General features: G+C 61.4%; 28 protein-coding genes and 1 pseudogene. 23 read left to right on the top strand and 6 right to left on the bottom strand.

The window, feature by feature from the left end; all coding sequences use genetic code 11:
- The first annotated feature begins 910 nt into the window (after positions 1 to 910).
- Positions 911 to 1294 (top strand): hypothetical protein, encoded by a 384-nt coding sequence (locus tag KF707C_RS29735; protein ID WP_231992313.1) that lies wholly within the window; start codon positions 911 to 913, stop codon positions 1292 to 1294.
- A gap of 403 nt (positions 1295 to 1697) precedes the next feature.
- Here KF707C_RS29735 and KF707C_RS30030 read toward each other — a convergent pair whose 3' ends face one another.
- Positions 1698 to 2306, bottom strand: a complete 609-nt coding sequence (locus tag KF707C_RS30030; protein ID WP_003449953.1) for a hypothetical protein — start codon at positions 2304 to 2306, stop codon at positions 1698 to 1700.
- A 283-nt stretch (positions 2307 to 2589) separates the two neighbouring features.
- On the opposite strand from KF707C_RS30030, the gene KF707C_RS11145 reads away from it, so the two are divergent.
- The gene (locus KF707C_RS11145; protein WP_231992334.1) at positions 2590 to 3321 is read left to right on the top strand and encodes a DUF6502 family protein; all 732 of its coding nucleotides are present in this window, start codon (positions 2590 to 2592) and stop codon (positions 3319 to 3321) included.
- 35 nt (positions 3322 to 3356) lie between these two features.
- Positions 3357 to 3778, top strand: a pseudogene (locus tag KF707C_RS30230) (DUF5666 domain-containing protein); the annotation flags it as partial.
- 251 nt (positions 3779 to 4029) lie between these two features.
- Here the strand turns inward: KF707C_RS30230 and KF707C_RS11135 are convergent.
- Entirely contained in the window at positions 4030 to 5133 is a 1104-nt protein-coding gene (locus KF707C_RS11135) for an IS110 family RNA-guided transposase (protein ID WP_096368014.1), read from the bottom strand.
- On the opposite strand from KF707C_RS11135, the gene KF707C_RS29720 reads away from it, so the two are divergent.
- The 4 genes from KF707C_RS29720 to KF707C_RS11120 all read left to right on the top strand — a co-directional run bounded on the left by KF707C_RS29720 (position 5132) and on the right by KF707C_RS11120 (position 7591).
- A complete protein-coding gene (locus KF707C_RS29720) occupies positions 5132 to 5575 on the top strand; it encodes a DUF5666 domain-containing protein (RefSeq protein ID WP_331251407.1) in 444 nt (147 codons plus the stop codon). The genes KF707C_RS11135 and KF707C_RS29720 overlap by 2 nt on opposite strands.
- A 4-nt stretch (positions 5576 to 5579) precedes the next feature.
- Positions 5580 to 6158, top strand: coding sequence for a hypothetical protein (locus tag KF707C_RS29055; RefSeq protein ID WP_131679665.1), 579 nt, complete (start codon positions 5580 to 5582; stop codon positions 6156 to 6158).
- Positions 6159 to 6335: 177 nt separating this feature from the next.
- The gene (locus KF707C_RS11125) at positions 6336 to 7088 is read left to right on the top strand and encodes a hypothetical protein (RefSeq protein WP_036991864.1); all 753 of its coding nucleotides are present in this window, start codon (positions 6336 to 6338) and stop codon (positions 7086 to 7088) included.
- Positions 7089 to 7243: 155 nt separating this feature from the next.
- Positions 7244 to 7591: a mercuric transporter MerT family protein gene (locus tag KF707C_RS11120; RefSeq protein ID WP_081608047.1), complete on the top strand. Its 348-nt coding sequence runs from the start codon at positions 7244 to 7246 to the stop codon at positions 7589 to 7591.
- Positions 7592 to 7744: 153 nt separating this feature from the next.
- Here the strand turns inward: KF707C_RS11120 and KF707C_RS11115 are convergent, their stop codons facing one another.
- Genes KF707C_RS11115 through KF707C_RS11105 form a run of 3 tightly spaced genes read right to left on the bottom strand, consistent with a single transcriptional unit; the run spans position 7745 to position 9600 of the window.
- The gene (locus tag KF707C_RS11115) at positions 7745 to 8449 is read right to left on the bottom strand and encodes a hypothetical protein (protein WP_036991875.1); all 705 of its coding nucleotides are present in this window, start codon (positions 8447 to 8449) and stop codon (positions 7745 to 7747) included.
- 12 nt (positions 8450 to 8461) lie between these two features.
- The gene (locus KF707C_RS11110) at positions 8462 to 9199 is read right to left on the bottom strand and encodes a HupE/UreJ family protein (protein WP_003449614.1); all 738 of its coding nucleotides are present in this window, start codon (positions 9197 to 9199) and stop codon (positions 8462 to 8464) included.
- A gap of 47 nt (positions 9200 to 9246) precedes the next feature.
- The gene (locus KF707C_RS11105) at positions 9247 to 9600 is read right to left on the bottom strand and encodes a hypothetical protein (RefSeq protein WP_003449617.1); all 354 of its coding nucleotides are present in this window, start codon (positions 9598 to 9600) and stop codon (positions 9247 to 9249) included.
- Between the two features lie 101 nt (positions 9601 to 9701).
- Between KF707C_RS11105 and KF707C_RS11100 the strand changes: the two genes are divergently transcribed.
- From KF707C_RS11100 to KF707C_RS11060, 8 genes are all read left to right on the top strand, one after another.
- Positions 9702 to 9989, top strand: coding sequence for a metal-sensing transcriptional repressor (locus KF707C_RS11100; protein ID WP_036991877.1), 288 nt, complete (start codon positions 9702 to 9704; stop codon positions 9987 to 9989).
- Positions 9990 to 9995: 6 nt separating this feature from the next.
- On the top strand, positions 9996 to 11123 hold the full coding sequence (locus KF707C_RS11095; RefSeq protein WP_003449622.1) for a nickel/cobalt efflux protein RcnA: 1128 nt from the start codon (positions 9996 to 9998) through the stop codon (positions 11121 to 11123).
- 3 nt (positions 11124 to 11126) lie between these two features.
- The gene (locus KF707C_RS11090; protein WP_051050698.1) at positions 11127 to 11867 is read left to right on the top strand and encodes a TraX family protein; all 741 of its coding nucleotides are present in this window, start codon (positions 11127 to 11129) and stop codon (positions 11865 to 11867) included.
- Positions 11868 to 12399: 532 nt separating this feature from the next.
- Positions 12400 to 12597 carry a TlpA disulfide reductase family protein gene (locus tag KF707C_RS30145; protein ID WP_003449629.1) on the top strand — a complete coding sequence of 66 codons (198 nt, stop codon included), beginning with the start codon at positions 12400 to 12402 and terminating at the stop codon, positions 12595 to 12597.
- 6 nt (positions 12598 to 12603) lie between these two features.
- Positions 12604 to 12768: a TlpA family protein disulfide reductase gene (locus KF707C_RS11080; protein WP_003449632.1), complete on the top strand. Its 165-nt coding sequence runs from the start codon at positions 12604 to 12606 to the stop codon at positions 12766 to 12768.
- 66 nt (positions 12769 to 12834) lie between these two features.
- Entirely contained in the window at positions 12835 to 13176 is a 342-nt protein-coding gene (locus KF707C_RS11075; RefSeq protein WP_100244181.1) for a cytochrome c biogenesis protein CcdA, read from the top strand.
- Positions 13177 to 13932: 756 nt separating this feature from the next.
- Complete coding sequence (locus tag KF707C_RS11065; protein WP_036991880.1) at positions 13933 to 14202, top strand: hypothetical protein; 270 nt, start codon at positions 13933 to 13935, stop codon at positions 14200 to 14202.
- Positions 14199 to 14495, top strand: coding sequence for a LasR-specific antiactivator QslA (locus KF707C_RS11060; RefSeq protein WP_036991882.1), 297 nt, complete (start codon positions 14199 to 14201; stop codon positions 14493 to 14495). The genes KF707C_RS11065 and KF707C_RS11060 overlap by 4 nt, the downstream gene beginning before the upstream one ends.
- 204 nt (positions 14496 to 14699) lie before the next feature.
- On the opposite strand, the gene KF707C_RS11055 is transcribed toward KF707C_RS11060, so the two are convergent.
- Positions 14700 to 16463, bottom strand: a complete 1764-nt coding sequence (locus KF707C_RS11055) for a PAS domain-containing methyl-accepting chemotaxis protein (protein WP_036991885.1) — start codon at positions 16461 to 16463, stop codon at positions 14700 to 14702.
- Between the two features lie 427 nt (positions 16464 to 16890).
- Here KF707C_RS11055 and KF707C_RS11050 point away from each other — a divergent pair, with 427 nt between their 5' ends.
- The 8 genes from KF707C_RS11050 (at position 16891) to KF707C_RS11015 (ending at position 23069) form a co-directional block, all read left to right on the top strand.
- The gene (locus KF707C_RS11050) at positions 16891 to 17403 is read left to right on the top strand and encodes an antirestriction protein ArdA (protein ID WP_003449640.1); all 513 of its coding nucleotides are present in this window, start codon (positions 16891 to 16893) and stop codon (positions 17401 to 17403) included.
- A gap of 430 nt (positions 17404 to 17833) precedes the next feature.
- Positions 17834 to 18361, top strand: coding sequence for a helix-turn-helix domain-containing protein (locus tag KF707C_RS11045; RefSeq protein ID WP_036991886.1), 528 nt, complete (start codon positions 17834 to 17836; stop codon positions 18359 to 18361).
- Positions 18354 to 19619, top strand: coding sequence for a type II toxin-antitoxin system HipA family toxin (locus KF707C_RS11040; protein ID WP_003449643.1), 1266 nt, complete (start codon positions 18354 to 18356; stop codon positions 19617 to 19619). The genes KF707C_RS11045 and KF707C_RS11040 overlap by 8 nt, the downstream gene beginning before the upstream one ends.
- A 602-nt stretch (positions 19620 to 20221) precedes the next feature.
- Positions 20222 to 20587, top strand: a complete 366-nt coding sequence (locus KF707C_RS11035) for a helix-turn-helix transcriptional regulator (protein WP_192817693.1) — start codon at positions 20222 to 20224, stop codon at positions 20585 to 20587.
- Between the two features lie 11 nt (positions 20588 to 20598).
- A complete protein-coding gene (locus KF707C_RS11030) occupies positions 20599 to 21426 on the top strand; it encodes a replication initiator protein A (RefSeq protein WP_003449650.1) in 828 nt (275 codons plus the stop codon).
- Between the two features lie 244 nt (positions 21427 to 21670).
- The gene (parA, locus tag KF707C_RS11025; RefSeq protein WP_003449653.1) at positions 21671 to 22309 is read left to right on the top strand and encodes a ParA family partition ATPase; all 639 of its coding nucleotides are present in this window, start codon (positions 21671 to 21673) and stop codon (positions 22307 to 22309) included.
- Positions 22306 to 22548: a hypothetical protein gene (locus KF707C_RS11020; RefSeq protein WP_003449665.1), complete on the top strand. Its 243-nt coding sequence runs from the start codon at positions 22306 to 22308 to the stop codon at positions 22546 to 22548. The genes parA and KF707C_RS11020 overlap by 4 nt, the downstream gene beginning before the upstream one ends.
- Positions 22545 to 23069, top strand: a complete 525-nt coding sequence (locus tag KF707C_RS11015) for a S26 family signal peptidase (RefSeq protein WP_036991890.1) — start codon at positions 22545 to 22547, stop codon at positions 23067 to 23069. The genes KF707C_RS11020 and KF707C_RS11015 overlap by 4 nt, the downstream gene beginning before the upstream one ends.
- Positions 23070 to 23075 lie beyond the last annotated feature (6 nt).

The raw sequence follows: 23075 nt of genomic DNA, 5'->3' as shown, positions 1-23075 counted from the left end.
TCGATTCGCTGCGATGCGCACGAGAGGCATGACTGCTTGCACGGCACGGTTCGGAGGGCGTCAGCGACCCTGGCAGTGCGAACGTGCCATAGCGCGTGCGGCCAATGGTTCAGCCCTGTAAGTCCTGACAATCGGTCGTTTACACCCCAGCTGACAGCACTAGCCTCCGAGTGTGTGAAAAATTCCCACGCGACGATGCTGACTGGTTCGGAAGGATGGTGCGGAACCGCAGTTGCTGTTCATGCTGCAGATATTGGCCGTGCTGGTTGAGCGGCCGCTTCAACGGGCGGCCGAACATTTACTGGTTAGCGATTTCCTGCGTGCATGAGGACCACATCATGAACAGCCAATCGGTTTTGCCCTCCCCTGAGATCCCCTTCGCTGCCAAGAGGCCCGCGCCGATGAGCATTGAGCTCACTGCCCTTGTGACGTTATCGTTCGGCCTGCTGAGTGAGCAGGCCGCAGCCGCAAAGGCTGCGGGCTGCGAAGGGGGCGGCTTCTCCGTCGTACTCCCAGGTGGGACAGTCAGCGGCGTGCCAGAAACGGTGGTGCCCGCCAGTTCGGTGGGAGCCAGCTTCCTGGTTCAGGGCAAGTTCGTGGTATTTGAGGTTGACGCCCCCACACTGGGCATTCGTAACTACACCCTGACCGGCGCGCCGAACCCACAAGACATGACCGGTGGGGTGCCAACCACCATCTTCGCCAGCAAGGCCCCGAACCACAGAGGACTGGTATTGAACGGGAATCTGACGGCCACGCTTGATGGTCCGGACATCCTCATTGAGCGAAGCGGCCCCGGCTTGGACATGAAAATCCAGGCCAAGAACTGCCCTCAGGGTGGGATCTTCCAGATGGAGCCGTCACGCGCTGACGGCTCCACCCCGATATCACCCATGTCTTGGCGTCTGGGGTGTTCTATTTCGACAACCCCAACTTCAGAAACTTCCCCGCTCTGCCGCTGTGCACAGCACCGAACTTCACTCCGGCCTGCTACCCCGTGCCGGTCACGCCACGGAACAATTTCGCCAACGATCAATCGGCCAAGTTCGTCGGCAGTGATAGCCCGCAGGTCGCCTCCCGCATCAGCCAATTCGGCGGTCTGTCGGTATGGCGTGTAGCTAGCGGTGGACGAATGGGCGGGGTGCTCGGCGAAGACTCCGTGGAGGTTGCTCCACCGTCCACGAATTGCGTCAAGAACTGCCAGGCGCAGAACCGCGTGCGTGGGAAGTTTCCGGTGCTAGGCTTCCCCTTCCCGGTTCCCGACGCGAGCCGGCTGACGCCGCGCCTTCCGTGATGTGACAAGCCCGGTTTGAGTCCAGAGACCACCTCGCCGGCAGGAAGGTTGCGGTGAGGTGGTTCGCTTCTGTAAAAGGCGGCGCGAGACGAAATGCGTCGAGGACATCCGCGTGCGGCCTAGGGTTTAAGTGACTCGATGAGCGGCAAGCCCGGATAGTCGGTCGTTGACACTCGAACGGGAACTACTAATTTCAAGGCGTGGGAAATTTTCCCACAATTAAACGCTAACTAGTTCTGAAGGATCGTGCGAAAACCGCAGTTATCCCCTCTGCTGCAGATTGATGACCGCGCTGGTTGGCTGGCCGCCCCGATGGGCGAATGGGATTCAAGGGTTATTGCGTTCAGTTCGGACGTAATTATGCAACGCCAAGCGGAGGTTCATCATGCTACTCAAAAAATGTTTACTGGCGCTGGCAATTGGCGGTGTCCTCTCGGCATCGACGGTCCTGGTACCCGATTACGTCGGTAGTTTCTCCAGCGCGTACGCCAAAGAAGGTGGCGATGGTGGTGGCGGTCACGGCGGAGGTGGTCACGGTGGCGGTGGTAGTGGCGGCGGAGGTGGCAGTGGTGGTGGCCACGGCGGAAGCGGCAGTGGTGGCAGTGGCGGCAGTGGTGGCGGCGGCGGTCATCACGGCGGTCATGACGGCGATGGGGGTGGTCGTGGCGGACCCGGCCACAGCGGCGACGGGGGTGGCCACGGCAGCAACAGTGGTCCCGGCAGCGCGAACAGCGGTCGTGGTCATGACAACGATGCGGATCACGAGGGTGGTGGCCCCCATGGTGTAGGCCATGGGGCGGACGATGGCGCTGATCACGACGCTGGTGGACCGCACGGTGTCGGTCATAGTGCCGACGATGGTGCCGATCATGACGTCGGCGAAGCCCACGGTGTTGGAAAGGGTGCCGATGACAGTGCTGACCATGATGTCGGCGGCGATCGTGGCGCGCACCCGGGCGGCGAGCCAGGTGACGACCGCTCGGGGGCTTGAACTCTTGACCCAGTTGTTCACAAACCTGGAGTTTCTCCAGGTTTGTGATGTTGGGCCGTTAACGTAGGTGGCTGCAGTGCCCCAGGCGGAGACGGCGGAAAGCGGAAAGTTTCGAGCGCGGTGTTGAGCTGAACGCCCGGAAGAGCTTTACCGCTCATCCCGTCCCTAAGGAATGCCTTGTATGCAATTGCCCAATTTGCCTCCCTCTCTTTTGCCGGCGCTGCAATATGTCATGCGTCCGTTGGTGAGGTTGATGCTGAGGAAAGGGGTCACCTACAACTGCTTTCCCGAACTGCTCAAATAGATCTTCGTCGACGTAGCCGAGCGCGAATTCCGCCTTGACGGCAAGCCGTCGACCGACAGCCGGCTCAACCTGCTAACCGGTGTACATCGCAAGGATGTCAAACGTCTTCGCACCAAGGCGGTCGGGGAAGCGAACGATTTGCCGGAGAATATTTCGTTCGGCGCGCACCTGGTCAGTGTCTGGCTGAACAGCGCACGGTTCTGCACCGAGTCCGGCCGACCGTTGCCCCTGCCTCGTCTGGCCAGCAACGGCGGTGAATGCTCGTTCGATGGGCTGGTGGCGCACGTCAGCAAGGACATTCGCGCCCGCGTTGTGCTGGACGAGTGCCTGCGCCTGGGCATTGTGCGGATAGACGACCAGGATTGCGTGCACCTAGAGGCGATGGCCTTCATTCCACAGCGTGGGTTTGACGAGAAGGCGGCCTATTTCCGGCACAACCTTCACGACCATGCCTGTGCTGCCGCGCACAACCTGACCGAATCCGGGGAACCCTTCTTCGAGCGCAGCGTTCACTACGACGGCCTGTCTTCATCCAGCGTTGAGCAATTGCGTGACGCCGTCCGGACGGAAGGCATGCAGGTCCTGATCGCGTTCAACCAACTGGCCGCGGAGCTCGAAGGTCAGGACGTTCCCGAGCCCGATGCCCGGCAGCGCATCACCATCGGCTTGTATTTCTACACTGAGCCCAGCCCTCCTGACACGCCTCCCTCGACCAAGGCTAGCTCGTCGTGAACGCTGTCTCGCGTTACCTGTGCGCCTGCGCTTTCTTGTGCGGCTCGTTCCTGCTGGTGTCGCCGACACTGCACGCTGCACCTGTTTGCCTTGAACCGGGTGGCATAGGGGGCACCGGCGCCGTTGCCACGGGGGCATTGGCAGGACTGGTGCGCCGGCCGATAACGGCGGAATCGGCGGCACTGGGGTGCGAGCTGATCATGGCGGAATAGGTGGTACCGGAGCACCCGCCGAGGACAGTGGTATTGGCGGCACCGGCATCATGGGGACCATCACCGGATTCGGTTCCATCTGTGTCAACGGCGTGGAAGTCCACTTCGACAACCAGGTAGCGCTCAGCGAGAACGGCGTGCCTGCCAGCATCAAGCAGTTGGCCATTGGGCAGGTCGTTGCCGTGGAGGCCCGTAAATCTCCACGCGGCTTGGCGGCACGCAGCATTGCGATCCTCCATGCCTATGTATGGACTCGCCTTTTACTGTCAACCGGCTTTGAACAGAGAAACCCGGTTGCATCTATGTATCAGGCCTCAGCAAGGGAGCCGCAAAGGGGCTCCGGGCCAACATTGTCTGAGCTCGCGCCGTGCCAATTACGAAGAGGCTTAGGGGCCAGTAGGATGGCAGGCATCATCGCGCGACGGTCTGACCTGGGGTCAATGTTCTCAGCAGCGGTTGAGGCGCTCAGCGCCTCGGTGGCGGGATCTCGTGGGATCTATTCGGCTATCGTTGCTCCCGGTTGGACAGAGGGATTACGGCAGTAGCGGGCGTCCGACTGCAGCAGCACCCAGACGATACGCAAGTTGCGGTTGGCCAGACGTATGGCCGCACCCTTGCGTCCGTGCCGCTGCATCCAGCGGTTCAGCCGACGGTCGTCCACTTCCTCGGAGTCAGCCTTGAGCGTGCGGAGCACCGCATGGGCGCCCTCGACCATCAGGCTGCGCAGATAACCATCACCGCGTTTGCTCATCTTGCCGAGCCGAACCTTCTGGCCGCTGCTGTGCTGATCGGGTACCAGGCCAAAGTAGGCCGCGAACTGGCGTGCATTCGGGAAGCGCGCGGGCTCGACCTGCTTGGCGACCAGGGCAGTGGCGATGATCGGCCCAACCCCGCGCACGCTCATCAGTCGCGAGGCGGTCTTGTCCGCGCGTGCACATTGTTCCAGCCGTTTGGTCAGCAGCAGGAGACGGCCTTCCAGAGCCAGCCATTCCGCCTGCATATCGGCGATCAGCTCACGCAGCAGGTCTGGCAGCGGCAACGTGGCATCCTCCAGAATCCGGCTCACGCGGTCGCTGAGCGCTGCAGCGCCTTGCGGGATCGCCAGGCCATGCTCGAGCAGCAGCCCCCGGATTTGATTACCCAGCGTCGTCCGGCGCCGTATGTAGCCCTGTCTGACCCGATGCGCCGCCTGCATGGCCAGGGCCTCCACGGTTTTCACCGGTACGGCATGGATGGTGGTATCGCGTCCGGCGCGCAAGATCGCCTGTGCATCGTTGCGATCGTTCTTGGCACCACTGCGGTGCTCGGCGACTCGCTGTGCGGGTAACAAGCGCACCTGACAACCCAGGGCCTGCACCTGTCTTGCCCAGGCTTGTGCGCCCGGCCCGGTCTCCAGCAAGACCGTCGCGCCCTTGGCGATCTGGCACAAAAAACTCGTGAACGCCTCGCGCGACTGGAGACGCTTTTCGTACACCAGCTCTCCGTGCGCCTCTTCGCCGGCGATTTGGAACACCTGCTTGGCCAGATCAACAGCGACTGTCGTGCACAGAGAGAGCGTTTCCGGGTGTGCAGCTTGCGGTTTCGTCGTACGCTTTTGCATGGCCTTGCCCTCGCTGTCGGTGGTTATCGTAGGGTGCCACCGTGGCGCGCTCGACGCCTCGGCGAGGGCGAGTCCATCCAATTACGAAGGCCCAATTACCGAGGTCGCCTCGGGAGCCGCGTCGATACGAGTGATGGGGCAGCCCGTTCTAGTCGCTGTCGGCGCGCGCGTGCCACAGGACCTGCGCCTTGGCGAGTCGGTGCGCGTCAGCGGGCTGCGCAATGCCCAGGGCACGGTGGTGGCTAGCCGGATCGACCGCGCGCCGAGCCTGGCCCAGGTCAGTGCGATTGGCGCCATCGTGCGAACCGGTGAACTTCAGGGGCTGTCCTTGAGCAAGCCACTACTGCCAAGTGCCGAAGTGCTCGTGCGGGGTAGCTGGAACGGCAGGCAGTTGACGGTTGCCGAGACCCGCACGGACCCAGGACTACCCTTCGCGGGGTGAGTGCATGACGCGCTGGTGGAAGGCTTGGTACACGGACAGCGAGGAAATCGGATTGAATTCGGGGCTTCACGGCCTATGTCGATCGCAGTACAGCCTATACGGGTGGGCAAGCCGTCGACCTTGCTGTCGACCAACGCATCCGGGTGACCAGCGTGTTTGGCAACGGACGGGATATCCGGGCCACACGCATCGAATTTACGCGGAAAAACCTGCCTCCTCCAGCCAACGGGGTACTGGTTACCACGGCTCATCTACTGGCGAAACCGGGCAGCACGAGGATGGCGGTTCCGGGCAGGACGACCATGCGTCACGTGAGCGGAGCGACGATGGCGAGACCCGGGAGAAAATCGAACGGACACAGGAGTCCGCTTCCGGCGACCTGGAGCGGCGCGTACGGATAGAGACGCGCACGTCCGGTGGCCGCGTGGAAACTCGGGAGCGGATCGAGATTTTCCAGAACGGTGTGCGGGTGGAGCGGATCGAGCGGACGGACCGCGTCGATAACCCCGAACGAATTGAACGCATCGAGCGCGTCGATAAGCCGGAGCAGGTCGAGCGAGTGGACAGGTCAGGTCCCCACTAAGGCCTTGGGCGGCAAGCTCGTGCCCTAGCGGATTGCCGAGAGCCGCCTAAGATTTAGCGGGGCGGGGGTCCCCGTGTACTTGACCGGGGGAACGAGCAATCGGGTTCGTGCAGATTTCTTCGGGGCGGGCAGTGGTTGTGATGTGAACTTCAATGTCTGGATCGCTACGAGGTAAACATGAGAGTTGCTCGCGTGATCTTGCCGGGTCTATTGGTGACTCTGTCCATTCCAGCGCTGGCCGAAGATCTTACGGTTTCAACGGGAGTGGACTACTCGCGAGGACGGTATGGGACCCCGATAACCAGCGGGACCTGGTATGTCCCCGTGATCGCCAAGTATGAAACCGGCCCGATGATCTATAAGTTGACCGTTCCATGGCTGCGCATCACTAACCCCTCAGTGGGGCCTGCTGGAGAACCCTTGCCGGGAGGCTGCGACATCGTTGAAAGTGGCCTGGGCGACACAGTCGCCAGCGCGGACTTCGCGCTGCTGGACGGCAGTCGTGGCGACGGGTTGATGGTGGACCTCGTCGGCAAGGTCAAATTGCCAACGGCCGACGAAGACCATTGCCTTGGAACCGGCAAGGTGGACTACTCCGGCCAGGTCGACCTCGCACAAGCCTTCGGCGCAATCAGTGGCTTCGCCACACTGGGCTGGAGGAAGTTCGGCGACCCCTCGGATACCGATTTCCACGATCCGGTCTTTGCCTCGCTCGGGCTGGTCACCCGAATCGCTCCGGCCACGTCTGTTGGAGCAGCCTATGACTGGCGCCAGAAAGTGACCTCCGATGGCGACGAGTTTCAGGAGTTCACTCTGTTCCTGAGCCAGCGCCTCGGCCCCGACTGGAAGGTGCAGCTTTACGCACTAAAAGGGTTCTCCGATGCCAGCCCAGACTCGGGCGGCGGACTGCTGTTCAGTCATTCGTTTTAAGCTCCGGCAGACTTTGGCTTTCGGCGGCGTAGTCGTCCCCGAAAAGAGCAATCGGCACTGGAGACGCAATAACTCTGAGTCCAACCTCCATCACCGCCCGACATAGGTACAAGATCTAAACTGATTAGTAGGCAGGTTCACTTGTGGTGGATGGTATGGCCATTATCTCCGTGACCCGTGCGCTATTTGCCAGTATTCTAGCTGGAATGGGCGCCTCGGTGTGCTGCTTTGGTCCAGCGGCGCTCCTGGCCCTAGGGCTTGGTAGTGGAGCCTGGACGCTGAGGCTGACCGCGACTGCGCCGTATCGCCCCCTGCTAACTGGGATAGCCGTGCTCTGCCTAGGCTTCGCCTTCAGCCGTGTCTATCTTGTGCCAGCGTACGCGGTGAACTGGTCGCTGGCCGCGAAGTGCGCCCTGAAACGCCAGCGGCGCTGGTTCTGGTCGATTGCTGCCGTAGTGTCCGGTTTTCTGGCGTCGCCTTGGATTTCGTCTCTGTTGCGCTGACGGCTCAACTTCACCTAGGCCAATGTGGGGGGTAGCATGTCGAACATTATCTTCGGCACGAACCTGACATGCCCGAGTGGCACGAAGTGATCCAGTCCTCTTGAAAGTAACAGCAAAAAAGAAACCGGCCCTTTACGCGGCCGGTTCTGTTCTTTAGATCACACGCTTGATGTCTATGTAGTCACCCTGGGTGCGCAGGATCACGGTCACCGGCTTGTTGGTGCGGTTGCGCCAGAACCAGCCGTGCTTACCATCGAAGGCGGCCTCCAGCACGCCGGAGTTCTCCGGGGTGGCGCGACCTTTGCCATAGCCGTGATAGAAGTCGCGTGGTGCGTCGTAGGGGTCGCCGTGGGTGTCGTAGTTCACCACCCCACCATTGGCAATCCACCGGTAGTTCACCTTCGCGCCTTGCTTCATCTCCAGCTTGATCTCGGCGCCCTGATTCGGCATCAGGGTGATGCTCATCTCATGCTGCTGGCCAGTGACCTTCGGCTGAGGTGCAGCCGGTTGGGCCTGATCGGCCGGGGCAGCGTGAACCGGAATCAGAGCGGGCTGGACAGAGGCCGGCGCAGGAGTTGCTGTGGGGGCGGTGCTCGCTGCAGCCACAGCTGGGGCGGTAGCCCCATTCTGGGCTGCAGCTTCGTCGGCGACAGCTTCCTCTGCTAGTTGCAGCTTGATCTCGCCCATCTGGGTCAGGCCGAGTACCCGACCGACTCCTGTCGGGTCGATGGCATATTCCGAGGGCATCACGACGGTAACCAGCAACACGCCGGCAGCGATCAGTGCAATCACTGTCGAGCGCAGCAGTTGGGCCGAGGAAGGCAGTTCGTTGAGGGTCGGAAGCTTAGTGTTAAACATGGTGAGGAGTCCTTACTGGGAAACGAAGAGGCCGGTGAGCTGGTAGCCCATGAGCAAGAAACCGGCGCTCATCATGGCGACGTTAGCGGTGTAGGCATGGCGCCAGAAGCTGGCGGTGCGTCGCCAGTAGCCCATCAGAATGAGGATGGTGCCGAGGGCCAGGAGTTGGCCGATTTCGACGCCGACGTTGAAAGCAATCAGGTTCGGGATCAGGCCGTCCGAGGAAATCTCAAACTCCTGAATCTTGGTCGCCAGGCCAAAGCCATGCAGCAGACCGAAGATCAGCGTGGCGGCACGGGTGTCTGGCTGGAAACCGAACCAGCGCTGGAAGGCGCCGAGGTTGTCGAGGGCCTTGTAGACCACCGAAAAGCCGATGACCGCGTCGATGACATACGAGCTGATGCTGACGTTGCTCAGGACGCCGAACAGCAGCGTGATCGAGTGACCGACCGCGAACAGCGTGACGTACAGCCCGACATCCTTGAGGCGGTAGAGGAAGAAGATGACGCCGAAGAGGAACAGCAGGTGGTCGTAGCCGGTGATCATGTGCTTGGCGCCCATGTAGATGAAGGGCATCAGCAGAACGCCGGTACTTTCCTGGATGAAACCCTTGTCGCCTTCGGGGACGCCGTGGGCGAGTGCGTCGGGCACGACCGCCAACAACAGGGCGATGGCGAGCAACGGTAGGTAGAGCGGTCGACGCAGGCGCGCAACGAGGGCGCCGACGTGACTCGGGAAAATCGAATACATGGATGATTCCTGGATTGCAGTGGTCTGGAGCCGCTGGGCGGCTGGTGTCAGAGCACGTACCGGGCGCGCGGCGGCCGTTCGATCAGGAATACGGGGGCAATGGGAATCGTGAGATGAGGTGACGCAGCCGGCGTGCTGCGCTCCGGCTGTGCCGGTACGGCCACCAGCGCGTTCAAGTGCGCCGTTTCGTGCAGATGATCGGCGGTGAGGGGGGCGTGGAGATGATCCGCAGCAACCCGGTAGGCAGCTGCATCGGGCTCATCGTGCGAATGTCCATGGTTGGCATCGAAGGCCTGGGGGTTGACCGGTGCCAGCAGCGCAGAGGCGTGCCCTACCCAGGCCAGGAACATGGCCAGGAGCAGTGCGAATACCACCTTGGTTGTGACGGCGCGACTGAACATTCCGATCTACCTGCGCAAAAAAGCACGCGAGCATGGGTTTGACCATATCCCCCCCGGGGGGATAGGATGCGGCGATCCATATCGTTGCACGGGGCTTTGCGATGAGCAAGCACGAACACGGTCACCAGCACCAAAGTCATAGCGAAATCGTCAAAAGGTTGAAGCGGGCCGAAGGCCACCTGCGCAGCATCGTCACCATGATCGAGGACGGGCGCGCTTGTGTGGATATCGCCCAGCAACTGCATGCGGTAGAGAAAGCCGTGTGCCAGGCCAAGCGCACCCTGATCCAGGATCACATCGACCACTGCCTGGAACACACCGTGGGTGCCCTCACCAGCGGCGAGCGCGCTCCGCTGGAAGAATTCAAACAGATCACCAAGTACCTCTAAATCACCATGTCCGGCTTCTCCGAACTGCTGCAACAGGGCACGGCTCAAGCCTGGCTCTACTTCCCCAGCGCGATCCTTTTGGGCGCCTTGCACGGCCTGGAGCCGGGACACTCGAAAACCATGATGGCGGCTTTCATCGTCGCCATCCGTGGCACCGTGAAACAGGCCATCCTGCTGGGGTTAGCCGCGACCCTCTCCCACACTGCCGTGGTCTGGCTGGTGGCTGTTGGTGGCATGTACCTGGGCCAGAACCTGGATGCCGAGACCACCGAGCCTTACTTCCAGCTAGCGTCCGCCGCGATCATCGTCAGCATTGCGCTGTGGATGCTTTGGCGCACCTGGCGCGGCGAGCAAATGTGGCGCTTCGAGCATGACCACGACCATCACCACCAGGATGACGAGACCCGCCGAATCGACACGGGACACGGCCGGGTCGAACTGTCCATCTTCGAGGACGGCGTACCGCCGCGCTGGCGACTGAAGGTGCTGAGCGGCCATACCTGGCAGGCCGGTGAAGCGGTCTTGCAGACCACCTGTGCCGATGGCCGGATGCGGCGCTTTGCTTTCGTAGATCAGGGTGGTTACCTAGAGTCCGTAGATGCGATTCCGGAACCGCACGAGTTCAGCGTGCGGCTCAGCCTGGGGCATGGCAATCACTCCCACGACTACGATCTGGACTTCCATGAGCACGGGCACGATCACGCCCATGCCGAGCTGGAGGGGCTGGAGTTGTCGCTGGACGGTTATCAGGACGCCCACGAGCGCGCTCATGCCAATGACATCCGCAAACGCTTTACCAATCGCAACGTCACCACGGGCCAGATCATCCTGTTTGGCCTCACCGGTGGCCTGATCCCTTGCCCGGCCGCCATTACCGTATTGCTACTCTGCCTACAGGTGAAGGAGGTCGCCCTGGGTGCAGTGCTGGTGTTGTGCTTCAGCATCGGCTTGGCGCTAACATTGGTTAGCGTGGGCGCTGCGGCGGCCATTGGCGCTCGGCAGGCCTCCAACCGCTGGCCCTGGCTGGGCACCGTAGCGCGGCGTGCGCCCTATCTATCCAGCCTGCTGATCGTCGGCGTGGGCATCTACGTGGGTGTCCATGGCTGGATGGGGCTGAGCGCCCAGCTCGGCTGAGTCATGGCGGCCGTGCTTCAACACCTGAGTGTGCAGCCGGCGCGCAGCAGCAGCCTGGACCTCATCAAGTGGCTAGCCATGCTGACGATGTTGATGGACCACCTGCGCTATCTCTGGTCGGACGCCGAGTGGCTGTTTGTCGTGGGGCGGATGGCCTTTCCGTTGTTCTGCCTGGGCATCGCCGCCAACGTCGCGCGCAGCCGGCCCGGCGATCTGTACAACGATGGCAACCTCCGCTACCTCGGTTGGCTCATGGCGTTCGCGGTGGTGTCGGAATTACCGTACCGACTGCTTTCCCCGATGAGCAGCACCCTCAATGTGATGCCGACCCTGATGCTGGGCTTACTGGTGGCTTGGGGCATGCATCACCGTGACCGCATGAGCGGGTCGATGGCGGTGGCAGCCTTGCTGATTGCGGGCGTCCTCCACTCGCGCCTGATGTACGGCGCCATCGGTGTGCTGTTGCCCGCTGCATTACTGGTGGCGATCAGCCGCTACCACCGGTGGTGGCTGCTCCCGGCAACAGTGGCGGTGCTGGCGAACACCCGCAATCGTTGGTTGGCCGAATCAAGTCTGTCCCTGGAGACAGTGGCGATTCTGTTGACGGCCTTCGCCACACCGCTACTGGGTCTCTGGCTATTCCGCCAGGCGTGGGCCCCACGTATCTGGGCGGTCCGCCGTTGGGGCTACTTCTTCTATCCCAGCCACTTGGCGGCGTTGCACCTCGTTTGGATCGCCCTGTAGCGATGCGCTGTCTGGTTCTGCGATCTTGAAGCAAAGGCAGATACTGGTGCCTTCGTCTTCGCGGCTGGCCAGGCTGGCTCTGCCCCCGAAGCTGTCCGCCCGGCCAAGCTCAAGCGCGTGGTTAACCTGTTCTATCCGCAGCCCCGTGGATGGGTTTGCCTGGCTGACTTGGGCGGTGTCATCGCGATGGCGGATCACGAGCTGTAGCCGACGAGGGACGGCAAGGGGTCGTACGAGCGGCAGGTAGGCACTGCTATAGTCCCAGTAGCAGCCGTTCTTGGTAACGTGTCCAACCAGAACCAAGCCAGTGGTTCAATGCGAATGCCTCCCGAGGTGTGCCATGAACTGCGCCATCCACCAGCCCGTGAACTGGGTCCCAGACTGGTCTGAGCGCTTGCCGTGTTGCGGTTCTTTCTGGCTGCTGCTGTGCCTGTTACTCCCCTTGGTCGAATCGCCCCTTTCGCTGGGCGCCGAATAGTCTTCTGAAACGAGCACCCGTGCCGGTCTAATCATCTGGCCTGAGTCAAAGCCGGTGGGAGTAGTCCGCTTCCTCGATGGCGAGGGGAAGTCTAGAAGCCTGGCCGACTTTCGGGAAAAAGTAGTGATACTGAACCTCTGGGTCACTTGGTGCGTGCCTTGTCGGCAGGAAATGCCGACCCGGGATCGGCTGCAGGCGCAGCTCGGTGGCCCAGACTTCCAGGTGGTGGAGCTCTCTCTCGACCAAGGCTGACTGGACGTGGTACGCGACTTCTATCGTGAGATCGGCATTCAGCACCTCCAGATCTATCTCGATGGGCAGATGCTGGCCATTCAGAGTTTCAGTGCATTCGGCCTGCCGGCCACGCTGCTGCTGGATCACCAAGGGCGGGAGATCGGACGCAAGCTAGGTGCCGCCGAATGAGACAGTCCGGAGGTCGTGCAGTATCTCCGGGAGGTCATCGCCTCGACGCAGGGGAACTAGCCGGTGATGAGTTTGAGCGGCATTGGCATCCTGAGTACCTTCGCGGGGAGCATGATCTCGTTCCTGTCGCCTTGCGTGTTGCCCCTGGTACCGGGCTACCTATCCTTCATGGCCGGCCGCTCGGTCGACGAGTTGCAGGTGCTGCAGGGGCGCCAGGAGCGCCTCGCTGTGATCGGTCTGAGCCTGAGCTTCGTCCTAGGCTTCGCGACGGTGTTCGTCACACTCGGGGCCAGCGCGACGGCCATTGGCCAGTTACTGATCGCCTACCGGCAGGAAACCAACCTGATCGGCGGTCTGATCGTGATCGCCTTCGGGCTGTTCATGATCGGCCTGGTCAATCCCCGTTGACCGTCCCAAATCAAATGTTGGCGGTAACAGGGCTGCAAGGATTCAGAAAGTGACTTGTGCGATAAGGCTGTGGCAGCAGCGCTTATAGATAGCCATCCCTGGGATACAGCAAACTGCCATTATGCGATGCCCGTCACCTTATCCACTGACGGAGCATGGGTAAAGCCATGCTCCGTGTTATTTAGTAGCCCGGTCAGTTTGCTGGCACGCAGTCCTTGGACATGGGCGTTTTCGCCATATCACCACACCCCGTGCACACCAGACTAATACGCATGCCTGACTGTAATCCCGCCGCATAGTTGGCGTGATCCTCGTCCAACTCGAACTGCGGCTCCATAAACTGGTTTACCCCACCAGCCACGAGATTAACTAGCCCACCTCTCAACCAACTACGCCACAGTAGGTTGCCATCCTGAAACCATCGGGCTAGAGTGCGCCCGTCGTGGTCAATCCCACGGCCGGGCGTCAGAACCCGAACAATCGAGGGTGCGGTTGCGTCATAGCCCAGCGATGGCATGTCAGTGCCTTGTAGTCGCTTTTCTATGGTGAACCGTGCGGGGCAGGCTTTTGCCTGGCCGGTTTCCTCGGTTACCGGATTCTGACCCCCGTACGGTTCGCCACCCTACTGCGTCAGAACGGTTGGTGGCGGCTCCTTAATCAAACCGAGGAGCATAAGGAAAATGCGCTACCTCCTTTTTACCCGAGAGCTCCGCCTTGGGATTCCTGTCTTGTTCACCTCTGTTCCGGAGGTGTGCCATGGCTGAGTTCAAAACCTGCGTTGTACCTTTTCCCTTGCAGCGAAGCCCGCTGCATGAATCCGAACGCTCTCCCCTACCCTCCGAAGCTGCCGCTGAACTGCGCGCAATCATGCTCGGTAATCTGCTGGATCAAATGGCTGAACCTGAGGGACTTCAGCCGCAGGATCTGCGCGCGAGGATCGCTGCATACTCCGCTCTGGATCTGCTCGACGAGATGGTTGTGCTGTTCCGTCGTGCGCTGTCTGAAGCGCGGGGAGGTGCCCGATGAGCGAGGGCGTCATGACTTGCCTTCCGCCACACGATGGCCATCCTGGCATGGAGATCATTTGGGCCGCAGATTGTCGGCAGGCATTCAATCAAGGCGTAGGGCTGGCCCAGACCTGGCTCGACAACGCTCGTAGCGGCTGGCTCTGGGCAATCATGATCGCGGAACGTGATCTTCTGCCCTGCGCGATGGAGAGGCGTGCTTTCGAGGTCGGTTTCCTGAGTCGTATTCACCAGCGCATACGCTCTCACAGATGCTGCGGCCAGTCGGCTAAACCCCTTTCTTTGGAGACTTAAAGCGGATGTTCGCGAGCCGGCCTGCCGGCTCGCGCTAACCGTCACTTGCCGTCAAATTTTGGTAAGGCCCCATAATGCCGGCGCCCTAGAACATGCCGAGAACGGCCAGGTGCATCCATCGAATGGCTACCAAATCAGTAGGTGACAGCGGCTAAATCAGAAGCCAGATGAGGCAATGGGCACATAGGCGCAATTGCCTGGCATCTACGATGAGGACAGCAGGGCATTCAGGGATGCGCTCAAGCGGTCGATTCGTTCGGTGCTTTCGGTGACCAACTGAGTGATCTCTGTTGCTGAATCGGCGGACTGTTGGGCGAGCTTACGAACCTCATCAGCGACCACGGCAAAGCCGCGTCCGGACTCGCCGGCCCTGGCCGCCTCAATGGCGGCATTCAAGGCCAGGAGGTTGGTTTTCTGGGTGATCGAGTTGATCGTTGCGATGATGTTGGCGATCTGGGTGCTCGACTCCTGGACAAGGCGCATCTCGCGATCCGTGACCAGCGAGGCATCATGCTTGGCCTGCTCGTCGATGCCGTAGCTGACCAGGCGCTGAATCCTGCCAATTGAATCGGTGATTGGGCAGACGGCCCCGCTGAATTGGATGGTGCGCCCATCCTTGCCTGGGATCGTATAACCGCCAGCGTATTGTTCGCCCTTGAGCAGTCTCGAAAAGACTTCGCCGCCCAGAATATCGCGAAGGTTGAGCTTGAGGTGCAGCAGCTCCGATGCCTGCTGGAAACCAAGGTGCTGGACCAGGTAATCGTTGGCCGAGTACATCAAGCCATCAATTTCCCATTCAGCTACGGCATTGGTGACGCTGATAGCTTCAAACCGCTTTTCCGACTCAAGGGACAGCTCCTTGGTTTGGGTGATATTGGCCTGGATTGAGATGAACTGCTCGACCTCACCTGCAGCGTTGAAGATGGGATTGATCGCCAGCGAAATCCAGTAGTGCTCGCCCGTTTTCCCGTAGTTCAGGATCTCGTTGTAAATGGGGCGGTTGTTACGCAGGCCGTCCCTGATCTGCGCAACGGTCTCCATGTCAGTGGCCGGCCCCTGCAGGAAGTTGCCCGGTTTCTTCCCGACCGCTTCATCCAGACTGTAGCCGGTGAGCTTGGTAAAGCCCTGGTTCACATACTGGATGAAGCCATCCCTGTTGGTGATGACGATGGAGTTGTCTGTCTCGTTGGCGACCAGGGAGAGCAGCTTGAACTCCTGATTGCGAAGCACCTCGGCGGTGATGTCATTCGCGAACTTAATGACTCGCACAACCTCGCCATCGGAGCTGCAAATGGGGTTATAGGTGGCATGAATCCAGACAGAGCGGCCACTCTTGGTGACCCTCTCGTACTCGGCTGTCTCGAAGTTGCCGGCGCGCAGCTTGTTCCAGAAGTCGGCGTAAGATCTGGATGTGCGCTCGGACTCTCGGACGAAAATCTCGTGCCTCTTGCCGCGAATCTCTGACAGGGAATAGCCCATCAGATTGAGGAAGTTTTCGTTGGCTTCGAGAATCGTGCCGTCAGGGCTGAACTCGATGACCGCCTGTGAACGATTGATGGCCTCCATCTGCGCGCGGATGCGTGCGCTCTCGATCACCTGGGCGGTAACGTCAGTGGCAAACTTGATGATCCGCTGGACCCTGCCGCCACGAATAATCGGGGTGTAAGTCGCCTGAATCCAAACAGGCTCCCCGCTTTTGCTGAGCCGCTTGAACTCTCCAGTCTGAGGCCTGCCTGCCCGCAGATCCTGCCAGAAGGAGCGGTATGCCGGGCTCTGGGCGTAATCAGGGATGGCAAAGATGCTGTGATGGCGGCCGCGAACTTCGTCGAGCGCATAGCCCAACAGGTCCAGGAACTTCTTGTTGGCTCGAATTATTTTGCCGTCAAGATCGAACTCGATGACTCCCTGCGTCTGCTCGATAGCATCAATCACATCCAAGGCAGATCTTTTACGAAATAGATTGAACATCTAGGTTCCTGGCCATCCGGATAATCCTGTTTTTGTGTATCGGCAAGCCGGGGGCGAAATTAAGCCCCGCATGCCACGTCTGGATGCTTTCGTCGGCAGCATCTGGTTGAGGGGCTGCCGCGAGCGTGAGCCATCAGTCGATGACTATCGCCATCGCCCCTGCCAGTCCTCGGGCGTCGTTAACCGGCCAGTTGCCAACGGACAAAACACGTTGCTGTCACCACCCGTGGTGACGCTCTCCCCTTCCAGAGCAGGGGTTCTTGCCCCCTCAAAATCAAGAAAAATAGACGGTTTCCACTCGGCCGCTGCGCGGGGTGGAGCCTCCGCGATTTTTCCTGATTTTTTCACGACCGCCTTAGTCGCCCTAGTCGGCAGGGGTTCATGCGCAGCGCAAGCGCAGAACCCTGAAGACGAAGGAGCGAAAGCCATGAGCGAAGAAATCAGGATCTACGTTGCCGACCTGGCCGCCTACAACGCCGGTCATCTGCATGGTGTCTGGATCAATGCCACCCTGGACATCGACGACATCCTAGCGCAGGTCGACGCCATGCTGGCGGCCTCGCCGACTGAAGATGCGGAAGAGTACGCCATCCACGACTTCGAGGGCTTCGGCGACTACCATCTCGGTGAATACGAGGGGCTGCAAGCCGCCCACGAGATTGCCTGCTTCATTGAGGAGTACCCCGAGTTTGGCGGGGCCCTGCTCGCCCATTTCAACGACCTGGAGCAGGCGCGCAAGGCCGCCGAGGAGGACTACTGCGGCTGCCATGCCTCGCTGGCCGACTACGCTCAGCAACTGACCGAGGAAACCACCAGCATTCCGCAGCACCTGGCCCCCTACATCGACTACCAGGCCATGGCCCGCGATATGGAGTACAGCGGCGACGTATTCACCCTGGAAACCGGCTTCGAGCAGGTGCACGTGTTCTGGAATCGATAGGGTGAACGGAGGGCACCGGGGCGACCCGGTGCCTTGTTTTTTGCGCCCCTGTCCTGTCGGCCACCCGCGCGCCCCACCCCGGGAGACTGATCGGGTGCGGTAGTCACCCTGCGCTCAGCCGGAAACAATCGCCCCTAATGTCGTCACCAGCGACACGAAAACAAAACATGTCGCCAGAATCAAAAACCGCGACACGTTGCGCATACGGGAGCTATCGATCTGAAGTAAGCGTGATGCCAGGCAACATTCCGGAAGCTTCTGGCTATTGGCTCAGACGCACCCACCCCACCACAATGTGAAAATATTTCTTCATTTAATTTCATAAAATTAAGCAATAGCTCTACCAACGAGCTTTCTGCTAGAGAGAAGCGAGAGAGCATGTGCTATTATTCATTCACATACAACCTATTTATGAAAGAATATTTTCAAAATGGCAAAGCGCACCGCCCCATTGCTACCCGTGTCTGATCGACTGCTCGCAGAGCTTGGCGAGCGTCTGATGCTCGCGCGCAAGCGTCGCAAGATCACGGCCAAGCAGATGGCCGAGCGGGCCGGCATGTCTTTGCCGACCCTCAGGTCTCTTGAGCAAGGCAGCGCAGGCGTGACCCTCGGCGCCTACATGGCGGTGCTGCAAGTCCTGGGACTGGAGAAAGACATTGCTCAAGTAGCTCTGAATGATGAGCTTGGGCGCCACCTGCAGGATGCAGCCCTATCACCGTCGAGGAAGAATGCCAGCAAAAACAAGCCGGCCCCGCCAAGCCAGCCCACATCTCAACGAAGCGCCTCAAAACCGGCTGCGGGAGAGCTGATCGAGTCAGCAGTCAGTGAGCCCCAGCGTCCTGCGACGACACGTTCCAAGACCATTGAGCAAGCCCCCTCCAAAGCCAAATCAGTCCGGAAGAAAGTCGTTACCGGCGCCGACCTGGCAGCCCAGTTGATGGAGGAGCTCAATGGCTAGCCAGATCCTGGTCTTCGCCGATTGGGTGGGGCTCGATGGCCCGCAGAGCCTGGGAACCCTGCATTGCCAGCGCACACGCGGTACCGAGCGGTTCGAGTTCGAATTCGCCGACGCGGCATTGGCTGGCCTGGCGCAACAAGCGCTGCTTGATCCGCGGCTCCAGCCATTCGCAGGGCGCCAGTTCTCCGCCCAGGGCGCCGCCAACTTCGGTATCTTCGCCGACGCTTCGCCTGACTGCTGGGGGCGTCTGCTGATGCGGCGTAGACATGAACGGGATGTACGAGTTGGCGTTGCCGTAGAAGGCTCGAAGCTGTTCGAGTCCGACTACCTGCTGGGTGTCCACGATAGCTTCCGCGCAGGAGCCATACGCTTCAAGACGGATGTGAATGGCCCGTTCCTGGATGACCATCACGACCTGGCGGCACCGCCCATGACCAATATGCGCGAGCTTGAAGAGGCCTCCAGGCGCTTCGAACAGGGCGAGGACATGAGTGACGGCCGAGACTGGTTGAAGATGCTGATAGCCCCGGGCGGCTCACTGGGTGGCGCCCGACCCAAAGCCAGCGTGGTAGATCCGGACAACGCCTTGTGGATCGCCAAGTTCCCCAGCAACAACGACGAACACGATGTCGGCGCCTGGGAAATGGTGGTCAATATCCTGGCCAACGCCTGCGGCTTGCGCGTGGCGGAAGCCACCGCGGGGAAATATGCGAGCGACCATCACTGCTTCATGGTCAAGCGCTTCGACCGCACAGCCGCAGGCAAGAGATTGCACTTCGCCTCCGCCATGACCATGACGGAACATGTGGATGGCGATGACCATTCAACCGGCGCCAGCTACCTGGAAATCGCCGAAGTGCTGATACGACACGGAGCCACTCCAGAGGCTGATCTTCAGGAGCTATGGAAGCGCATCGTTTTCAACATGCTGGTCAGCAACACGGATGACCACTTGCGCAACCATGGTTTTATCCTCGTCCCGGGCAAGGGATGGCAGCTCTCCGCCGCCTACGATATGAATCCAGTGCCCTACTCCGATGGGCTGAAGCTTAATGTCTCGGAGTCCGACAACGCTCTCGACCTGGACCTGGCCCGTTCTGTTGCCGGTTACTTCCGACTCAAGCCGCAGGAAGCCCTGGAGATCATTGAAGACTTTCGCGCGAAGGTCCGGCTGCTCTGGCGGCCTGCGGCCAAAAAGCTGCGCATCAGCGCGAAAGAACAGGAACGAATGGCCTCGGCATTTCACCTCGCCGAGTAGATCCAAATCATCACTGGATGCCGGCCCCCCATGGAGATTGGTGGCGAACTGTTCGCCCTGGAAACCGGCTTCGAGCAGGTGCACGTGTTCTGGAATCGCTAGACCAGCGTAGGGCACCGGGGCGACCCGGTGCCTTGTTTCTTGCGCCCCTGTCCTGTCGGCCACCCGCGCCCCGGCAGGCTGATGCAGGGGAACTAGCCCATCGCGATCGGCCTGCAGCCGCTGCGTTGCTGCACCAGCAGATTCAGACCGTTGTGGTCTTACGTTTTTGCTCAAATCCGTAGATCCGTACCCACGGTTTTACGGATCTGTGGGGAAGCGGATTTACGCTTTTACGGATTTACGGAAATCCGCCAATACGGTTTTCAGGTTTTGCGGAAAGCCGTAGATCCGCAAAATCGTAATGCTGCACGCCCGAATCCTTACCTGCCTGTTTATCGCCGAGCGTCGCCCGCCTGGATGGGCGTGTCTGGTCAGCGCTAAGACCGTTCGGGTATCAATTCGCGCGTCTCTCGCCTTCACATTCGCCCGGACCCAACCCGGCATGATCGAGCGCGACCACTGCCGCACGGTGCACCTCCCACATCAACGGAGGACACAGCATGTCGCACTCACCCGATCTCACTCATCACCGGCGTCGCATCGACCTCGACTCCCCGCTGCACCGTAAAGCCGGGCCAACGACGCACGCGATGCGGCCCACAGCAGGGCCTGCTGAGGCGCAAGCGTCGCTGGTCTCCCCTCGCTACCTCACCAACAACGAGGCAGCGGCCTTCCTGCGGCTTTCCCCACGCACGCTGGAGAAGCAGCGGGTGATCGGCGGCGGGCCGCGCTTTCACAAGTTCGGGCGGCGGGTGATGTATGCCCTGACCGATCTCGAAGCCTGGGCCAGTGAGCGCAGTTTCGAGACCACCTTCGATCCCGAGTACCTCGACCGCCACCCGGGAGCTGCGCGTGATGACCAGTGAAGCCCTTGCCCATGAAACCTGGCGTGCTCGATCAATCCGCACAGAGCGAGCAACTGGATCTGTTCCGCGCCCTGCCGGGCGACATGGCACCGCGCGACGCCCAGGACCTGATGGCGCATCCGTTCTTCTCGCTGGCCAAGTCACGGCGCACTGTCCCGATCGATTTCCGCTCCGGCGGCGTGACGGTGCGTGTGGAGGGCACGCTGGAGCACGGCATCGCCACGATCTGGGATGCCGACATCCTGATCTGGGCGGCCAGCCAGATCGTCGAGGCACGCGATGCGGGCATTCCGACCTCGCGGCTGATGCGCGCGACGCCCTACCAGATCCTACGCTTCATCGGCCGCGGGACGTCGCTGCGCGACTACCAGCGCCTCAAGGCGGCCCTGGATCGGTTGCAATCGACCAGCGTCGCCACCTCGCTCCGCGAAACCACCGGCCGGCGCCTGCATCGGTTTTCCTGGATCAACGAGTGGAAGGAGTTGGCCGCACCCGATGGTCGGCCACTGGGGATCGAGCTGATCCTGCCGGACTGGTTCTACCGCGGGGTGCTCGACCAGGCCCTGGTGCTGACCATCGACCCGGCCTACTTCCGCCTCACCGGCGGCATCGAACGCTGGCTGTACCGCCTGGTGCGCAAGCATGGCGGCAAGCAGGAGGATGGCTGGCAGTTCGACTTTCGCCACCTGTACCGCAAGTCGGGAAGCACAGCGCGCTATTCGGACTTCGCCAAGGACCTGCGCACCCTGGTCACTCGCCAGTCGCTACCGGGGTACCACCTGGACATCGTCCGGATGCCGCCTTCGATCGAGCTGCTGGCCTTTCGGCCCGTGCCGTAGACGGCACGGGGATAACCTGCGGAAAAGCTGTGAATTCACTCGTGCTATCAGGCGCAACCGGGCTCGTGCTATCAGGCGCACGACTATCGTGCCATCAGGCGCACAAACTGCTCTGCAAGCCACGGCTGGCGGGGCCTCCGGCCTCTCTTAACTTTACTAACTTAAAAGCTCTAACTTGTTATTGGGCCAGCGCTCATCTGTGGACAGGCGTTGATCAGGGCGACTTGGCTGGGGAGATCCGGCCATGATCATCGCCCTGCTCAACCAGAAGGGCGGGGTCGGTAAGACCACCCTGGCCACCCACATCGCCGGCGAACTGGCCCTGCGCGGGCTGAACGTGATCCTGCTCGATGCCGACCCGCAGGGCTCGGCCCTGGACTGGACTCAGCGACGCAGCCAGCAGGGGTTGCCACGGCTGTTCAGCGCGGTTGGCCTTGCGCGTGAGACACTGCACCAGGAAGCCCCGGAGCTGGCCCGACGCGCCGACCATGTGATCATCGACGGCCCTCCCCGCATCGCCGCCCTCGCCCGCTCGGCGCTGCTGGCGGCCGATCGTGTATTGATCCCGGTGCAGCCCAGTCCCTATGACCTCTGGGCCAGCGCGGAGATGGTCAACCTGATCCGCGAGGCGCAGGTGTTCCGCCCTACCCTGCGCGCGGCATTCGCCATCAACCGACGCATCAGTACCACGGTGATTGGCCGGGAAGCCCGCAGCGCCCTCGCCGACCAGCCACTGCCCGCCCTGCAGGCCGAGGTGCGCCAGCGCATCGTCTTCGCCGAGAGCGTGGCAGCCGGTCGCCTGGCACGCGAACTGGCGCCGGACAGCGCCGCCGCACGCGAGGTCAGCAGCCTGGTGGATGAGTTGTTGAGGTGGTCGACATGAGCAGCAAGCGCATCGGTATCGGTGCACGCCCGCTGGCCGAACCACTGGTCGAGGCCTGGATACGCGAGGGCGCCGCCATCGACCACGGCAAGGTCGAGCGCTACAGCGCTCGGCTGACGCTGGACGTGACGCCGGCGCTGCGCACGCGCATCAAGCGGGCGGCCTTCGACCGAGGCGTGACCATGGCGGAGATGCTGCGCGAGGTGCTGGAGCAGCAGTTTCCGGAGGTCACGCCATGACAGCGGGTACTCGCGGTGCGTGGCGACCACTGGCACTGGTAGCTGGCAGCCTGATCCTCCTGGGATGGGCAGCGCACGCGACGTCGCCGCCACTGCTCGTCTACAACGCGTCCGACAGCGTGCCCATCGGTTGGTACCGCATTGAGCCTGCCCGCTCGATTTCAGTTGGCAACCTGGTGCTGCTCCACCTGCCGCCCGGGGTCATGAGCCTGGCGGCACGACGAGGCTACCTGCCGGCGAACGTACCGCTACTGAAAACCGTGGCGGCCAGGGCAGCGCAGCAGGTGTGCGTGCTGGGCAATCAGGTGCGCATCGACGGCGCGTTGGTCGCCAGACAACTGCGCAAGGATCGACAAGGTCGCGCGCTACCCGCCTGGCACGGGTGTCGGCGCCTGGCGGTCGATGAACTGTTCCTGCTCAGCACCAACCCGGAGTCATTCGACAGCCGCTACTTCGGGCCCGTCCCGGCCAGCACGGTGATCGGTCGGGCGCAGCCGTTGTTGCTGGAGTCGAGTCAATGAACAGGT

This window comes from Pseudomonas furukawaii (assembly GCF_002355475.1).
Taxonomy (GTDB): domain Bacteria; phylum Pseudomonadota; class Gammaproteobacteria; order Pseudomonadales; family Pseudomonadaceae; genus Metapseudomonas; species Metapseudomonas furukawaii.
Note: the sequence above shows the minus strand (reverse complement) of the source record. Positions and strands in the feature narration are given on the sequence as shown.

Excerpts from the sequence above, each read along its gene's own strand:
- KF707C_RS11060 (WP_036991882.1), top strand. The coding sequence starts at position 14,199 with ATGAGCGAGGGCGTCATGACTTGCCTTCCGCCACACGATGGCCATCCT.
- KF707C_RS11100 (WP_036991877.1), top strand. The coding sequence starts at position 9,702 with ATGAGCAAGCACGAACACGGTCACCAGCACCAAAGTCATAGCGAAATC.
- KF707C_RS11065 (WP_036991880.1), top strand. The coding sequence starts at position 13,933 with ATGGCTGAGTTCAAAACCTGCGTTGTACCTTTTCCCTTGCAGCGAAGC.
- KF707C_RS11105 (WP_003449617.1), bottom strand. The coding sequence starts at position 9,600 with ATGTTCAGTCGCGCCGTCACAACCAAGGTGGTATTCGCACTGCTCCTG.
- KF707C_RS11020 (WP_003449665.1), top strand. The coding sequence starts at position 22,306 with ATGAGCAGCAAGCGCATCGGTATCGGTGCACGCCCGCTGGCCGAACCA.
- KF707C_RS11135 (WP_096368014.1), bottom strand. The coding sequence starts at position 5,133 with ATGCAAAAGCGTACGACGAAACCGCAAGCTGCACACCCGGAAACGCTC.
- parA (WP_003449653.1), top strand. The coding sequence starts at position 21,671 with ATGATCATCGCCCTGCTCAACCAGAAGGGCGGGGTCGGTAAGACCACC.
- KF707C_RS11125 (WP_036991864.1), top strand. The coding sequence starts at position 6,336 with ATGAGAGTTGCTCGCGTGATCTTGCCGGGTCTATTGGTGACTCTGTCC.
- KF707C_RS11015 (WP_036991890.1), top strand. The coding sequence starts at position 22,545 with ATGACAGCGGGTACTCGCGGTGCGTGGCGACCACTGGCACTGGTAGCT.
- KF707C_RS11050 (WP_003449640.1), top strand. The coding sequence starts at position 16,891 with ATGAGCGAAGAAATCAGGATCTACGTTGCCGACCTGGCCGCCTACAAC.
- KF707C_RS11115 (WP_036991875.1), bottom strand. The coding sequence starts at position 8,449 with ATGTTTAACACTAAGCTTCCGACCCTCAACGAACTGCCTTCCTCGGCC.
- KF707C_RS11040 (WP_003449643.1), top strand. The coding sequence starts at position 18,354 with ATGGCTAGCCAGATCCTGGTCTTCGCCGATTGGGTGGGGCTCGATGGC.
- KF707C_RS11030 (WP_003449650.1), top strand. The coding sequence starts at position 20,599 with ATGAAACCTGGCGTGCTCGATCAATCCGCACAGAGCGAGCAACTGGAT.
- KF707C_RS11090 (WP_051050698.1), top strand. The coding sequence starts at position 11,127 with ATGGCGGCCGTGCTTCAACACCTGAGTGTGCAGCCGGCGCGCAGCAGC.
- KF707C_RS11120 (WP_081608047.1), top strand. The coding sequence starts at position 7,244 with ATGGCCATTATCTCCGTGACCCGTGCGCTATTTGCCAGTATTCTAGCT.
- KF707C_RS29720 (WP_331251407.1), top strand. The coding sequence starts at position 5,132 with ATGGCCTTGCCCTCGCTGTCGGTGGTTATCGTAGGGTGCCACCGTGGC.
- KF707C_RS11055 (WP_036991885.1), bottom strand. The coding sequence starts at position 16,463 with ATGTTCAATCTATTTCGTAAAAGATCTGCCTTGGATGTGATTGATGCT.
- KF707C_RS11045 (WP_036991886.1), top strand. The coding sequence starts at position 17,834 with ATGGCAAAGCGCACCGCCCCATTGCTACCCGTGTCTGATCGACTGCTC.
- KF707C_RS11075 (WP_100244181.1), top strand. The coding sequence starts at position 12,835 with ATGAGTTTGAGCGGCATTGGCATCCTGAGTACCTTCGCGGGGAGCATG.
- KF707C_RS11110 (WP_003449614.1), bottom strand. The coding sequence starts at position 9,199 with ATGTATTCGATTTTCCCGAGTCACGTCGGCGCCCTCGTTGCGCGCCTG.
- KF707C_RS29055 (WP_131679665.1), top strand. The coding sequence starts at position 5,580 with ATGACGCGCTGGTGGAAGGCTTGGTACACGGACAGCGAGGAAATCGGA.
- KF707C_RS11095 (WP_003449622.1), top strand. The coding sequence starts at position 9,996 with ATGTCCGGCTTCTCCGAACTGCTGCAACAGGGCACGGCTCAAGCCTGG.
- KF707C_RS11035 (WP_192817693.1), top strand. The coding sequence starts at position 20,222 with ATGTCGCACTCACCCGATCTCACTCATCACCGGCGTCGCATCGACCTC.